This is a genomic window from Saccharobesus litoralis (assembly GCF_003063625.1).
Lineage (GTDB): Bacteria > Pseudomonadota > Gammaproteobacteria > Enterobacterales > Alteromonadaceae > Saccharobesus > Saccharobesus litoralis.
In genome coordinates this window covers 2,083,382-2,100,325 of sequence record NZ_CP026604.1, presented here as the reverse complement: position 1 = coordinate 2,100,325, position 16,944 = coordinate 2,083,382, and the positions used below count along the sequence as shown (strand labels likewise).

Annotated in this window: 1 protein-coding gene (running past one end of the window); it reads right to left on the bottom strand. The window is 42.5% G+C overall.

Translation table 11 applies throughout. The features are described 5' to 3' along the window. Positions 1-16,944: the start of an Ig-like domain-containing protein gene (locus C2869_RS07325; protein ID WP_159084081.1), read on the bottom strand. 22,689 nt of this gene lie to the left of the window's left edge; 16,944 of the gene's 39,633 nt are visible here — the first part of the coding sequence; its start codon is at positions 16,942-16,944; its stop codon lies off the left edge, out of view.

Genomic DNA, 16,944 nt, shown 5'->3' with positions numbered 1-16,944 from the left:
CCATAAACCCGTGCCAGCAACTGTTCTGACATCGGCGACTTGTAAAGACAACAATTGCTCAGCACTTTGATCCAAAACTGAATTAATAGTTACAGCATACTGACTAGCACTTGTGCCATTGCTATCAAGCGGTGACAAACTAAAGTCAACCGCATTACCGGCAGTATCAAGTAATGTCAGTTGCACTGAATCCAATTCTACAAATTGATTGAAGCGGAATTTCAATGGTTGGCTTTGGCTTAATGCTCCTAGCTGGCTAACGTTAAAATCAAGCACGACAGCCCCCGGCAGCTCCATGCTCGTCACACCTTGTTTACGACTAGCCAATAGCAAACCTTGCTTAAATATATCTGTTGCTAGCGTTTTTTCTGTGTTACCGGCACTAACCAGTTCTGGCTCACTTAAATTAACTAGGTCGTATACCGCAAAGCCTCCTTGGTCACCTGATACAATCAATAAATTTGCGTATAAACTTAGTTTGACCGCACTAAATGGCGCAGACTGAATATCAGAATTAATTTGCAACCAAGTTTTACTATCTGGCTGCTCGATAGGGAATATAGCTACACCTGTGTCGCCATGTGCTGTGATTAGATGCTGACCATATTGCACGGCATCATAAATATTGGATGCAAATGGGATCTCACGTAGCAGACTTGGATCTGTTAAAGATTGGATAACTAAATTGTGTTGTGTATCTACTGTCGCTTGAACTTGTTCTGCAGTGTGACGTTCCGGACATGGAGGCCCCATTTGCCAAGTTGTGCCGCCAGCAACACCACCTGAGACTAATTGCCCATTAGCATTGATAAAGCTAACCGCTGAGCCATTCGCTTGATAATAGGTCGGCAAGCGAACCGGATCACTTGGGTCCGCATAGTTAATTTCAACTGAACTTCCTGAACTGCCTGCTCCAACACCAAATTGACAAACCATATCAGGCGCTTTTGCAGTTGAGCTATAGGTAGCCGCCAGCAACAAGTCATCTTCAACAACAAAGCCAGATACTAAACCACCGACATTTTCTTGATTAATAACTTGCAGCCCGCGTTGCTCGTCCAAGTTAAGTTTTGCAATACCACCCGCACCCGAACTGACATATAAACGCTTGCGAAGTACATCTTCTTCTAGCTCAGTTGTTGCTTGTAATTGGATTGAATCTACTGCAAAGGTATAAGAATAGTCGTTGCTAGAGGCTATATAGTTCTGTTCTTGATCGGTTAACGGATCTTTCAATATTTGTTTAACCGCTATTTGTCGTACTCTATTGGTTTCAACTATTTCAGCAATTTTTGCTGGATCTGATGGTAAGGAACTAGCACCTCCAACCATCACAGGACGAGTGACATCTTGCAAGTTGTAACTAACAGCTAGGAGTTTTTCAACAAAGTTAACCGAGTCTATTAACTGCGTATTATGACCATCGACATAGTAACCAGACGATGAAATAGCCACACCAGAATCTTGATCTACCCATATATCGACAGGGTTAACATTTTCGCCTTTAACGTGGCTGAATTTACGTAAGCCATAACCAAGCTGAACGATATCGCTGGTGACTTCATCACCATAACGGTTACTGACAACTAAATTGTATTTGCCTGGCAGTGATCTTGGTGCAACAAAACGTAATGAATTGCTCGATTCGACTTTGATATCAGTTACCGGCGTTGAGCCGACAGAAATATTGATACCCGGCATAACCGTATTACCCGGTTCAAATCCAGTGCCCGACAAGGTGATCCACTCACCGCCATTAGGCTGCGTCCAGCTTGGTTGCAAGTGTTCAATGCTAAGAGCTTCATCGACAACGAAGGCACCATTACGTTCCGCAAGTTTACTTACACCAGCAAACTCAGCTTCAACTCTAACCTTGTATAAACCCGGCTGACTAATATGATTAACTTCAGCATCTATCAAGGCGACTCGTTCGTTATCTTGATCTTGGCGCACTTCAATAATAGACGCTTGTACCCCACCAATATACACTTTCAAACTGTCATATTGAGCAGGTAAACCAACCACACCCACAGTAAATTGTTGTGAGCTCGCCACTAACATACGACGCGGCAACACTTGACCAATTTGCAACTCAGATTGCTCGACTTGTGTATTTAACCAAGTAAAACTATGTGCTTGCCCTTGCTGTAATTCATATAAAGTTATGTAGCCGCCGCTAACAGGTTTAACTGATTTAACACCTTGCAGAATATCCAGCTGCAGTGATGCTCCATCATCGATTGACTGGCTAGGCAGTGGATACACGATGGCATCGTTACCAACCAATTCAACTCGTGAGTTAACAAGTTGGCCATTGTGGGTTAAAACAAACTTGTCTTGGTTATTACTGTATTCGGCGATGTCTTTATTAAATCTAACTCTAATCGCGCCAGCGTCATCATCCGCAAACACAATTTTTGAACTAGGCTCGACAGCATGAACTTTAAGTGCAACATCATTGTATGTAGAAACACGATTTAACGATTTACCTTCCAGAACGGTATAACCTGAACCAATTATTGAGTATGGCGTACTTATAATTTGTGTTGTTGCGTAACCTTGTTGCGCTTGTAAGCTCTCTAATACAACAGGTTGACTAGGTCGGCTAACATCTAATGCTGTAACACCATTGTTACCAAGCGCGACGTAAAGCAAATTACCTTGTATAGCGACATCATGGATCGCGCCTAATGTATCGATTCGAGTCAGTAATCGAGGCTCGTGAGGCTGACTGACATCAATAATTAATAAGCCCAACTCGCCAGCCGCTGCATATAAGTAGTTACCCTCGATAACTAGTTTTGATGCTGGATAAGGTATGCTGGCGATGGTATTAAAGCCATCCACAGCATTGTTTGATACAACATAAATGCCACCCGAACTAACATCGTCCGTTGTAACGAGTTGTTGCGCGAAGTCGTAATCACCAGATGCAACATAATAAACGGAGCTATCGTGTGGCAATTCGTGTTCAACAATATCTAGAGCAAAGTGCTGGTTAGGTAAGATTAATTGGTCAACTTGGTATAGTTTACTGTGCAAGTAGCCATCGACAACGACGACACCTTGCTCTCCGTTTGCGACTAGCACTTTATGGTTATTGGCAATCACTGAGGTCGCAGATGTTCCAATTAGAGGATAATCTGCTACCAAGTGAGTTCGAGACGGTTGCAACTCATCAAAAGCGTATATAAATAACTTACTGGCTTGCGATCTGCCTGCTGAACCTATTTGATTGGCAGTAACAAAGACTTTATCAGCACTGCGTTCAAAATAGCCTTGAATCGAAGTTGCCTGCCACCCTTGTGGTAATTCAATATGTGAAACAAGACGATCTTCGACACCGTCACCATCCATATCAATGGTTTCTAATAAGTCGGCTGGTGTTAGAGGATTTTCAGCATTATTAACGAAACTCGAACCATCGATATGATAAACATAAACACCAAACTGACTCGCAGCGACGAATAAGTAGCTACCAGTAGGATCAAGCCAGGTGTCTCGTACAATCCCTTGCCCACTTATGTTGGCTTGGCTCGGTTGTTGATAAGTAAATGCATTGCCCAGTGTTAAGCGTTCGCCACCTATGTAGTTAACTGATACATCAACTTGACCAATACGATTGGCTGGTGCAGTGACTTCCAGAGTTTGATTATCGAGAACTTTGTAATCGGCTGCGAGAACATCACCAAATCTAACTTCTATATTTTGTGCACCCGGTGTGAAACCACGGCCGTTGATTCGTACTTTTTGACCTCCGGCTAAGCTGCCCGAAGTGACATCAAGATCCAATAACACCAGAGGCTCAATATAAACAAAAGCCCCAAGTAACGAATCAGACATACCGTTGCTGTTTACAACCTTGATATATGAAGAACCAGCCAAGCTAGCGGGGATCTGTAATGTATAAAGAGTGCCATCGCTGACGATTTCTTCAGCTGTTACCGTAGCGTTACCTGTCGCCACTTCAAACTTTGCTTGCTCGCCATCTTTAACTAATATTTTTAATTCACCGCCATATATAGAAATACCTTTGGTTTGTACTTCAACAATTTGTGGTGGAATACCCGAGGCATTCGCGGTACCGAAATTTATCGTTTGATTAACTAGACCGAGAGAACGGCGGCTTAACGGCTCTGAACTTAGGCGAATTTGGTACTGAGAATTTGCTAGTAACTCGTTAGCAGGGATCAATTCAATTTGGTTATCTTGCAAGTTGAAGTCAAAAGCAACAGGGATACCTGTTTCAGAACCATCTAATTGCACAAATTGGATATAAGTATCGACAAACTCTTGAGCGGTTTGACCTTCTGGAACTTTAACAGCTTGAGCAAACTGTAGAACAATATTAGTAGCCGGGTCGAACTTAGATTCAATAGCCGGTTGTACTGCGACTAAGTCATTGAGCAAAGTATCTGTTATGGATAGATGCGAGTGGTTTTTGTTGCTATTCCAAGCAGAAACAATCAAGCCATCTTGACTCAATCGAGACTGAGCAACTAGGCAATCGTTGCCCTGACATTCAAACAATTCATACATATCCGCCATGCGCAGAACATCATGGTTTTCAGTATCAAATATCGAGATATATGCTGCTTGCGGTTGGGTTTCACTGCCCGGCACCAGTCTAGCTTGTGTCGCTGTGTTAGCTAGACTGTTTATAGCGACTAAACGCCCCGGAACAGAAAATCCAAAGGTATCAATAACTCCAACTTCGTTCGGCTGGTTCTGAGACCAAATATCCTTAGCTAGTATAGAAGCCGAATGATGGCCAATATTTAAATTGTCATTAACCGCAAATTGCTCACTTATATTGTCAATTTTAGTAATAGGTAAATGCGGTAGTCTAAGGTCTAAACTAAATCGACCAAGCTGGGCGCCTTCACTTGAATCCGCGGTAAAAATTAAACGCTGATCCACAACGGCCATATCAATAACGTTAAACTTAACTTGCTGATCAGCCGTGACCAAGGTTGCAATAGTTTTAAGCGCAGATACGCGATTACCATCTCGAATATATAGATTGATCCCTGAATCTTCACTGGCCGCAATTAGTAAATTATCAACAACCAATAACTTGCTCGGAGCTTGTGATAGCGCCAAGGTAGTCGAATAAACCAAACTTCTGGTTTCTTGCTCACTTTCTTGACCATTTTCTTGATTGGGCAACGACTGAATTCGATCGAAAACAAACAGGTGCGCAGCATCTTCATATTGGGTATCGATAAACGAGAAGTGTTTTCCTTGGGCACTGACGTACAAGTGGTCGTCACTCATTGTTATAGCAATCGGGTCGACGTCTTGCGGCAGGTCGTAATAACCTAAGCCATGCATAGTGGCTGCTTGTTCAACCAGCTCATCTTGATAATGAACAACCGCAAGCCAGCCTGGCGCATAGTAATTTTCGAAATCAGATACTTCGGTGATAGATGACGGCTGCAGCTCAGGCTTTAACTTCAAGATCCCTTGACCAAGAACATAGATAAGGTTCAACTCGTGATCGACTTGCAAATCGGTAATCTTACCCGGAGGCAGCTTATCTAATTCGGCATATAAGGATCCGTCACCATTTAACAAGCGGCTAATATCAGCTTGCTCTAGCGGGCTACGTGTATCAATTGTTTTATCGTTAGATAACTGGCCGTAAAAAATAGCATTGGGTAACCATGCTACGCGTCCGCGTGAATCTGATATTTGCAGGTCAGCAAATCCACGATACTGCTCTCCGAAATCAGGTAAGGATACGCTGAAGCGTTCAGACGAATATAAATCAACCGAGTCATCATCTGTGCTTAACGTTATAGCGGTTTCAGGTTTATTAGCTTGCAACAGGGTAATTTGCATATCTGGGCTAAAACCATAGCCGATAACATCTACCCTATCATCCACACCGGTTTGATTGACATTAACCACGGCTGGGGTAACAAAACTAATGCGCAATTCATCAACATAGGTAAAAGCGCCGACTAATTCATCTTGCAAGCCACTAGATGACTTAACCACTAACGAAGCTGAGCCTGCATAGCTCGGTAATGTCTCGACAACCAAGCGATCAAAATCATCTGAGTCTTGTGCAGCGATAAAGTTTTTGACGGTGAGTTCTTGTCCCGCTAACCAAACTTGATAATCAGCAGACAGATTGTGACCCTGAATAATTAACTCAGTGCCACCTTTAACGTCGCCCTTACTAGGCTGAACCCCAAGAATTTTCGGCTCTATTTCACCCGCAACAGATTGAGTATAAAAACTTAAGGTATAGTCAGCCGCTAACGGATAACCAGAAAATTGCGGCAAACCTTGTTCAAGCGTGACATGGTACGATTGGTTTTCGAATAACTCAGTGCTTGGGGTTAACTGTAATTTTCGACCAACAACATCACCCTCAAGCGGTATCACAGTCAGGGTAAAATCTTCGGTAATATCTTGCCCTAGCGTAGCATGACCTAAATTAACCCGAACATATGAACTTAAATCGATACTGCTATCAAGGTAACCGGACAGCTCGATTTCTATTGTTGATAATTGAGTTGAAACTTGGGTTTGTGATTGCTGAGGCTGATGACCAAGAACACTCAGTTGTGGCAAGTTGACTGAAGCAATACCTTTTTTACCCGCTGCAAATTGAATTTTACCTGCGGCAAAATCGATTTGATTAACCACAACATCATTTGCGCTAATAGGTCGATTAACGACAAGTGGCACACTGATATCTTGAGTGGTATCCGCTGATAGATTATACAAGCTAACAACATTTTCGGCCTTGTTCGCTTCTTGGTCATGACGCCAAGCACTGACCCATACTTGCTGCCCTAGCGCTTTGATTGCATACCCACCAATCGATTGTAGATCTTGCCTATCTACGTCCGTTTCTATGGTTCTAATCAGCTTAGGTTGATACGGGTCTGCAATATCAATAACGTGAAACGCATTGGTATTGCCATCGACAAGAGTATCTGTCACGTATACCTTGTTACCATCAACGACTAAACGATTCGCTATCCCTGCCGTGTCCACTTTGGCAATAATAGGTAAACCCGGCTGTTGTAAATCAGCAATCGCTACGCCATCCCATGATGAAGCGATAACCGCAAAACCTTGATAAACTTTAACGTCGCGTACGTAACCATCCGGTTTAATAAAATCAACATGATAAGGGATCTGCGGATCCTCGATATTGATAACCTGAACGCCGCCATTACCGTTAGCGACTAGAGCAAGCTGTCCAACTTTTTCAACTGCATAGACTTCGTCATAAGGCAAGTTAATCCGACCTTGTAACAAATAAGGGATACCAAATTGCTCGTCACCATTTTGTCTGCCAAAAATCAGTAATTCAGCACCTAGTTCGTCATAGTAGGTTGCACCAGTTTCGGAAAACTCTGCGATTTCAGTTTCTAGCTCTGCAACAAAATCGATTGCGGTTGGATTGTCATCACACTTGGTGAAGCATGTCACGCCTGACTTAGCCGCTAGCACAAATTGCGCATCGCTGTCTAAATCAGTAATGGTTCCGCGGAAGATCTCTGCTGCGCCATTGACCAGTGAAGAGTAAACAGCTCGCTCTGCATTCTGTGGTGGCAAGCTCGAATCAAAATAATCGGCCAACCAAAGACCCGTGTATTCAGGTGCTTTTAGTACATCTTTAGGATTGCTTGGAGTAGGTAAAATAGCCGCACTTTGTAAAGCCGGTGCTGTTGACCAAGCGGCTACTAGGCTTTGTTGATTATCAACTTGGCTAAACTGCTGCAACGCTGTTTGATAAACCGCTTTATTGGTACCAGTGTCCTCTGCCGTGGTTTGCAGGTAAACCTGTTCTGCTAATGTTAATCCAACTTCATAATAAGTTTCATGTTCAACCGTGTGCTGCGCGGTAACAACACGAGTAATAACCCTAACTCTCTCGTTACGTTTAAAGCTACGTTGCAATATATTGCCATCAGCCATACTACCAAAATAAGCATGACGATAGGTTTGTTGTTCAGTTTGATACAGAGTTGGCAATTGGCTTTGCTTTAACAATTCGATTTCAAGCTCAGCTAACGTAACCCATGACTCGTTAGAATCTTGATATTCACGACGGTAGGTTTGGAATACTTGCCTATCTTGTTCAGAGCCAATATCACGCACCACAACCAACGGAGATAATGCGTCGCCTGACGTTAATATTTCCCCGTCTATAGGCTCTACCGCAACAATTTCTGGCTGTACTGTATCTTGTAATTGCCCGACTCGAATAGCTTGGCTAGATGCAGACTGCCCCAAAACATCATAGGCGACGGCAACAATGACTAAACCATCAACGTTTTCTGGCGGCAGAATTTCAGCGCGGAAAACATTAAATTGCGCTGCACTACCCGTTAACTCAGACAGTGACTGATTAACACTGGTGTATAAAACATCGTTAACCCAAAACTCAACTCTGTCTATACCCTCATAGCCAAGGTCATCTTGGGTTTCAGCCAGCACTTCAAAGCTTTGCCCTGCGATAATAAACGACTCATCATTGAATGGCTTAATGATATCTACACTCGGTGCCATATCAGCAACTAGGGTGATTTCTTGGCTAATAGAATCTTGCAGAGTCGATTCGTAACCATCGATATCAATGGCAACGGCTTTGTAAACTAGCGTTTCACCAACGTTAAATTCACTTGTCGATTGTGCGAACTGGAATGGTGCATTACTGCTTGAACCAATCAGCTTAAAGTCTTGATCCGAAGCAGGGTTAATGGCTCGATAAAGATTAACTTGGCGTACGCCCTTTTCAGGGTCGGCTGCATTAACAGCTAAGGTAATATCCCTGCCGACGGTGACTTGGTCTGCCGCAATACTAAAGCCACGTTTATCTAATACTGAGATGCTACTAATCTGTGGAGGTTGGTTTGTGATTAACGTTGCCGACACATTGACCACGGTATTATTGCCCGCACCATCAAATGCGGTGGCTTCGAAGCGTAAATTTAAACCTTTCTCAGTTACAGCCAGCTCTGGTGCATAACTATCAATGGTTTGCAGATCTATCGAACCATACCAAGGCGCGTTGACTAAAGTACGGCTGTGAATAACCTCTGATTCATCAAAATCATTGCTATTATCTTTATCGGCAAGCAATCGAACTTGCACGCTGGCAACATCAACATTGTCTAAAACTTCGAGTTGGTAACCCAAGCTGGATTGTTCTGCAATTTGTGCAGCTGCAATAGGTTGCCTCACCGTTAGCGTTGGCGATTCAACGTCTTTATCAATATTTATCTCTATAACCGAGCTCTGCGCTGTCTGAGCCACACCAACAAAACGTGTTTCAACAGTATCAGCCGATAAACGGATCGGGGTGCCACTTTGCCCATAAGGAATAGGCAGTAAGAATTCAAAAGGCGCACGTTGATCAACTAATTGCAGATCACCCGTAACTAGACCTTCCACATACAAGGTTGTGCTGCTAATACCAATGTCATCAATTGCATTTAGCTGGACCAAGATGTTTTCACCTTCTAAGAAGGCATCATGGTTTTTTGGAGCAGCGATTTCAACAATAGGTGGCTCATCGCGTACCAAACTAACCGAGAATGATTCAGACACCTGATGACCATCAAGGATCCCCGTCTCTTCTCCATAGGTATCCAAAGCAGTTACAGTAAGCGTTAAGTTCTGAGTATTAGCATCAATTGCAGGCACATCGAATAGGAAGCTAAACGGTGCGGCATATTGCTTAAACTGGTAAACAGATTGACCGACATCATTGGTGACATTCAGTTCAACATAGCTAATCCCTATGTCGTCAAACGCGGTGACATTAACCGCTAATTTACTTTGTTCAACGACACTTGCACCGGCAACAGGCTCTTTTACATCGATAACAGGTCTCTCGTCCAACTTCAGCTTGATATCACGTTGGGTGAAACCAATCACGCCATGAGTTGGATCTTTTAACGATTGGTTGCCAGCAGCATCGAACGCTTTTGCCTCTAACCTTAAAAATAATTCCGCACTTTCGCTTAATGTCTGTGAGAAGTACTGATCTTTAAGTTCTTGCAACTTAGGGATCGACACTAATTGTTTAAACACAGGAGAATCAATGCTTTGTGTCGTTACCGGATTAGTGTCACGAGCCGGAATACTCGTGTAAGAAAACTTCACTTCAGGCGTTAAATCAGCGACATAATCTTGACCCTTGTCACGAGCAACAAAGGTATATTTCGCATCGATCTGATTGACTTTAACGTTATCTAAACCTCGAACGGCAAACTGTAAATTTGAACCCTCTGTGGCCAGATAACCAATTTCTGGATCAACAATCGCGATTTCTGGAGCAATAACATCGGCTGCGCCGATAAAAGTAATAGTGTCGGTGCCAATCGCTTGGTCTTCATCCTCTATTTTGACAACCAGTTCAACATCTTGATTTGCCCGAATAACCGTATCCGGAATGGACAATATCCAAGACTTGGTTCGAATATCACCTTGCTTTGTAACGACAAGCTCTTCGGCAATATGTTGCCCGTAACGCTTTTTCAGATCGTCGTATATTTTATCCAAGGCTTGGTTTTTAGCGCTTGTTGACGGCGTCACACCTGCTGATTTTAAGTCGGCTGGAATACCGTCTACCAAGATTTGGATTTTGTCCAAATCCAAAGCTAAATCATCCACCATAATAGCCGTGGCGACCATATTGAATGTGCCAGCAACGACCATTTGTTGTTCAGTAGGACTAGTTATTTTTATACTTGGCGCGACATTTTGCAGAGGATTGACGAGTATTTGCCTAACCGTTTTTTGACCTATGTTATCGATTAGTTCAATTAAATATTCTGTCGGCTCATTTTGTTCAAATACAGTATTTAAAACAAAGGTTTGGTTTAACACAAATTTTTGATGACACTCACTAGACCACGTATTGCTAGTGATTAGCGTCTTAGAACCATCCGTTTCAATTCGGTAAAACGCATATTGTGCAAGGCCTGTATCGTCGATAGCCGTTAAGTTAAGCGAAAATTCACCACCGTTTCTTACCCAGAACTCACCATATTCGAGTCTGGCTTTGTCTGTAATTTCACGATGTGACTTAAACTGGTTGAGTTCAAGTATCGGCGCTTGATTAACATCGGTCGCCAAACGCAATGTCTGGCTGTTGGAGTTACCTTGGGTATCAAACGCAATTGCATTAAATTCAACAACTTGCCCGGCAACTAAATCGTCTGGTGTTTCATACAAAATTTCAGCATTAGCCTGATTCAAGGCTGGCGAATATTGTGCGATCAACTCCCCTTCAAACAAGAAATCGACCTGTTTGATATTGTTGGAATTATCTTCAGCATTGGTTTTTAACGCTATTTTTTGACCTGGACGTAAAACAGCATCAGTAACAGGTTGCAGCCAACTAATTTGTGGTAACTCGCTATCGTTTAATAGATTAAACGAATAAGAATCCATGGCATTGGCTGCGGCTTGATGAACAACATTCCTGTCGTAACCTAATAAACTAATATTTAAGCGACTCGGCTGCGTAATATGTTGGGTTGGAATTAATTGATTAAATTGTTCGTTGACCCGGGTTTCTTTGGTGTTAGACGATGCAAAGGTATAGGTTGGATAAGCAATCCATGAGGTTTTATTGCCTGTATTACCTAGGCTATCAACAAAATCAAACTCAAGGCTAATTAACCAACTATGTTTATTAACACTTTGGCGGTTTTGTTCACCTATATATTCAGCAACATTTTGTTTGTTTTTATCTAAGCGGATCTTAGACAAGTAAATAGGCTCGTTGCCAGTCGCACTTAGCCAAATAGGTTGGATCTCAAGCCAAGATGCATCAGCAGCTAAAGTATTAAGATCTAAATCAGCTGAGCTCTCTCGCCACGTAGTAATTTGTGTTGGACAGACATTATCCGTCGCTTTCGTGATCTCGTATTCAAAAACCACCCCTTGCGCTACCGACAGTTGTAATAACTCCAATTGCGTAGCCGCTTTGACAGAATTCAATGTCAATGTATCGCTGGAAGCGCTTAATAGTGGTTCACTGCCTAACATAACGCCTAAATCTGCGTTAACTGGGCTATTAAGCGTCAGTGATGTCGTGACTTGATGTTCAGAAAGGCGGCTATCGACTTTAGTGGCTAAGACTTCATCTGAAAAAGTTGAAACAAAAGGCCAAACTAATATTGGCTCATCACTTGGCGCGTAGTCGTCTGATATTTGAGCTTGAACCAGTAGTGGCTGGCCAATAACCGGGGCGGCAGGTTCGGTATTAAATATTGCAATATTCGGGGCTTGGTCTGGTAAAACCGTAAATGTATGCTCTAGACTAGATTGATTACCAAAGATATCACTTGCCAAGACCTTTAAGGTTAATTCATGGCCATTGCTATCTATCGTGCCTATGGCAGATAAATCGAAGGTGACTTGTTCTTTTGATGGTTGAATGCTGGCACTTTCGATATTGTCTTGTTGCCAAAACATGAGTTCTTGTTCACCATCTAGCAAACGAATGCTAGCGGACGCTAACAACAAGTTATCTTTAATCGCAGCGATAAAAGCGATATGTTGTCGCTCTGTCAGTTCAGTTGTGCCAGGCGAAACCAAATCAATGACTGGTGCTTGTTCATCAGCCAGTAATTCAAGGTCAATTAAAATTGGCGCACTAGCATTAACCCCTTTGTCATTTGCGAGAATACGTAAAGTCAGCGATTGGCCAATATATTGCTGCCAACTGGCAAAGTCTAAATTAAGTGTACCATTAAAGTCTGAAACAAACTGACGTGAGACTGCAATGCCACCAAGGCTAAGTGGATTAGCAACTTCAATTTCTTCTTGCCTGTCGTCGCGGGTAATTGTCTTCCAAGGTAAATCGACTACTGAGTCATTTTCTAACAAGATCTGTACTACAATTTCATCAACGACAACATCGTCAATAGCCGTTCCTGACACAATGAAATCCTGATCTACACTAACCTGAATAGATTCTGTCGGTTCAGTCACACTGAGTTTAGGCGCTTTGGTATCTTGCAATACTTGAAGATTTAATAGGGCTTGGCCTTCTTGGCCTAGGTTGTCATTAGCTTTAGCACTAAGTTGGATCGTTTCACTGCTAGAACTAGGCATAGTTAAGGCAACCGATACTGGCTTACCCGCATCTAGCGCCTGTTGCACTTGGCTTGATGATATATTGGCTGCAAAAGTTTGACTGTCGCCGTCGATAAACTCCAAAGTAATTCCATCAATGGCTTGTTCATCATCAAGCACATTAATCGCAGCATAAAATTGCTCACCTTCAAAGTAACCAGTGCCGGCAGCCGGTAACACAAAGTCCACTTGCGGCGGTGTATTTTGAGCAACATCGAATCGCCAACTAGGTGAAGACTGATTGCCATGGCTATCTGTAATAACAGCTGACACGGTTAAATTAGACGCATTATCTGGCAATAAGTAACTAAACTGCCCTGTGTATTGCTTAGTATTTTGCCCAGAGTCCGCAGGGTCAAAATCGAATACCTGACCACCAACTGAGAATTGAATATTGGCAATCGCACTATTGTCTTTCGCCACAAAATGGAAAATTTGAGTAAGGTTTCGGTATAAAGTTGTACCCAATTGCGGCGAGTTAATAGAAACAATTGGCGCTGTTTGGTCGGCAATTAAAGGCAGCGCCAACTCATAAGCGTCAGAGACATGATTTGAGCTATCAAAGGCAGTGACTTTTATCGCTAATGCAGCGCTAGCATTAGTTAAGTTGAAATCGGCCAAGTTAATGGCAAAACTTGCTTTGCCATTTATGCCAGGTATTAACCCCGTCGACTCGTCTTGCCTTGCTTGCCACAGTGATTGCTCACCTTGCAGGACTTCAATTTCGAATGCATTTATTTCGACATCATCACTAGCGAAAACATCCAAGTTAGCAATATCACTAGTAAAGTAGCTCGCTTTATCAAGCTGAACATCTTTTATTTCTGGAATAGCGTCTGCGATAACGCCAATATAAACGAACTGAACGCTAGCATTACCGACCGCATCTTTTACTTCAATCGTAATAGGGTAAAGATCAAGCGATTCGCCGTTTTTACCTTCAAATATTGGCGCAACAAAACGCATATACGCCGAGTACGCGTTCAGCCCGTCAGGAATTTGCTGCAAGGCAAACACTTGTTCAGTGACTTGGTTATTACTATCACCAGTAATTTCAACTTGACCAGCGTTATAACGCACACCAGAAACAACATAGCTTTGCGCTTTAACATTGTCATAGCCAGCAATTTTTAATAAATGACTGCTGCCTTCAGTCACTTTAGCAACCGCTGATTCGCCAAAATTCCCATTGATAACGGGAGAAACTAAATTGACTACAGGTGGTTGGGCATCTTTACCAACAGTAAAGGTAACGACTTGTGAGGTCGCTGATTGGTTTTGATTGTCGTAAACAACAGCAGATACTTCGTATTGTTGTGTAACACTAGTGACAGTGGGCGCTTCAAAAACTGCGCGGTAAGGAGCGGAACCATCACTATTTAGCAATGCGCCGTTCAAATAAAAATCGACTTTAGAAACTAAAACGTCGTCTGTTGCAGATGCTCTAATTTCGATAGCTTGACCGCCAATAAACTGTGCTCCTATTGACGGATGCGAGATGGCTGCAGTCGGCGGCTGATCATTGGCAACCACTACTTTAATGGGCTCAGTATTTACCCTTTGGTTATTAACATCCGTAACAATTAATTGAATATCTAAACTACTACCTACCGATTCAGCTAGCACAGGAAATTCGAATTCCACCTGTTCGCTTTGCGCAAATAAATCAGATGTTTGTTTGCTGGGGTCTAAAATATCTTGTTCTTGTAGCTTGCTGCCATTCACTAATAGCTGAACATTGGTGCCAAGAAATAAAGTATCGTCAGCAATGATCGCTTTAACCTTTAAAGTTTGCCCCGCTACCACATCATTACCTTGCACTGGCGATAATATAGTCGCGACTGGTGATTGGTTCTCAACGAGTTTAATCAACCGTGTTTCCGATTTTTCAAACTCGTTGCCAACGTAGACATGAGCGTAAATAGTGGTACTGGTTTCTCTTAAACTGATATCTGGTGCAACCCAATCCAGCATCCAAGTCTCGTAAACGAGTTCTTGTTCACCTTGCAGAGTTTGCTCTTTTCGAATATCTACCAAGGGAACACGAACTTTACCTACCGATGCATCATCAATAAAAAATTCAACTGCCGATATACCCGACTTAAAGTTTCTGACACTTTCTTTATCACCTAGCAACACACTTATCTGTAATGCACTAGCACTTTGTTCCACTATGCGTTGACTATTAACGGGCTTTTCAAATAAATATTCGGGCACATCAATCGATTTCTTATTCTGTACAACGGCTTTAACCACATTAGAAAAACCTTGTTGATAACGACTGTCGTAAGCAATGGCGGTTATGGCTAACTCGGTACCTAGCCATTCTGACACAACAGGCAAATTCAACTGATAAGGTGCTTTGCCATCCTTGTTTACTAACTGCCCATGTAGATAAAACTCAACATATTCGATACCAACATCGTCAGATACTTGCGCGTTAACTAGTAAGTCGTTATTGATAACCACCTGATTGGCGGCTGACAAAGTAATATTGGGCAATGCATCCGTCGCACTGACCAAGAGTTGACCATTGATGGCTGGGTTATCTAACCAGGTCACTGTCAGCGGTTGAGCTAAATGTTCAGCTACTGGCTGAAGCGCGCGAATACTAGTGCCATCCTGCGATAAACTAAGTAAGCCATTGGCTTGTGAAGGTAAACTAATTGAAATATCAAACTGATTAGAAATTTGATTGATACTGCCATCATCAAAAACAGCGTAAATTTCAGGCAATTCAAAATCTTGATTTAGTTGCGATAAACTAAGGTTAGATAAACTGTTGTCGCTACTAAATGCAAACCCACTTAACTGCCTTGCTGAGTTGACTTCAACAGAAACCACTTGCTGGGCTTGGCCGGGATAATTTACATAAATGTCGGCCGTTTCGCCTTGTGCATCTCGTTTAGCGTACACCACACCTGCCGCAGTAACATCAACCAAATCAGGTTGGCTTGATGTATAAGTGACTCCGTTTCCTGCGCCGGGTAATAGTGTTGCACCTCTAAATTCAAATTCCACTTCCGGTAAAATGCTAACAGACTGAAGAAGATCAGTAATGGTGATACTTTGTGGCGATACTGAAAAACCAAGCACCTCCTCCGAAATATTATCGCCGGCTAATCTTACATCGGAATAGCTATTAATATTGCCGCTTGCATCTTCTGCACTAACAGTTAAAACCAATAGACCATTAGCCGCAAACTCTGCCTGACTTAAATTTTGACTGAATGGAAAAAAGAAAGAATATTCAGATTGTCCATCGTACTGTGGGTGTAGAATTAACTCTTGTTCTTGAATAAATGCAGTTTGTTTGGCGTCATCAATAACACCACCAACAGATTTTAAATCAGATGCTTTAAGCCCTAAAACATTAGCTGAAAGGCGCGTTAGATCAGTGTTATCTGATGCAATAATCGAAATAGCAACCCCTTGCTCCCCTGCTACTTCAACTAAGTCTATCGCTTGAATACTGATCTCTGGTGCCGTTTGCTCCCAACTAAACGATTCCGTCACTTGTTCAACAATGCCATCTGCATAAGTCAACTTAACAGCAGGCTGCCATTTATACTCATCTGCTTGGTTAAACTTAAATTGACAAGTATCTGTATCGATATGAACTAAATCAGAAAGTTCTGCGTCACTGAAGCCCATATTCGTTTGTGTGGCTATTTGTGTAATTTGCGAGCATTGGTCAACAACTAAATAGTAACTTTGCTGTTGTGACTCAGTTACCAAACTGCCATTAACACGTATATCTTTATTAGCACCCCAAGCAAAAGCTAGAGGCAACGCACTACAAGTAACTACAAGCGCTTTCAA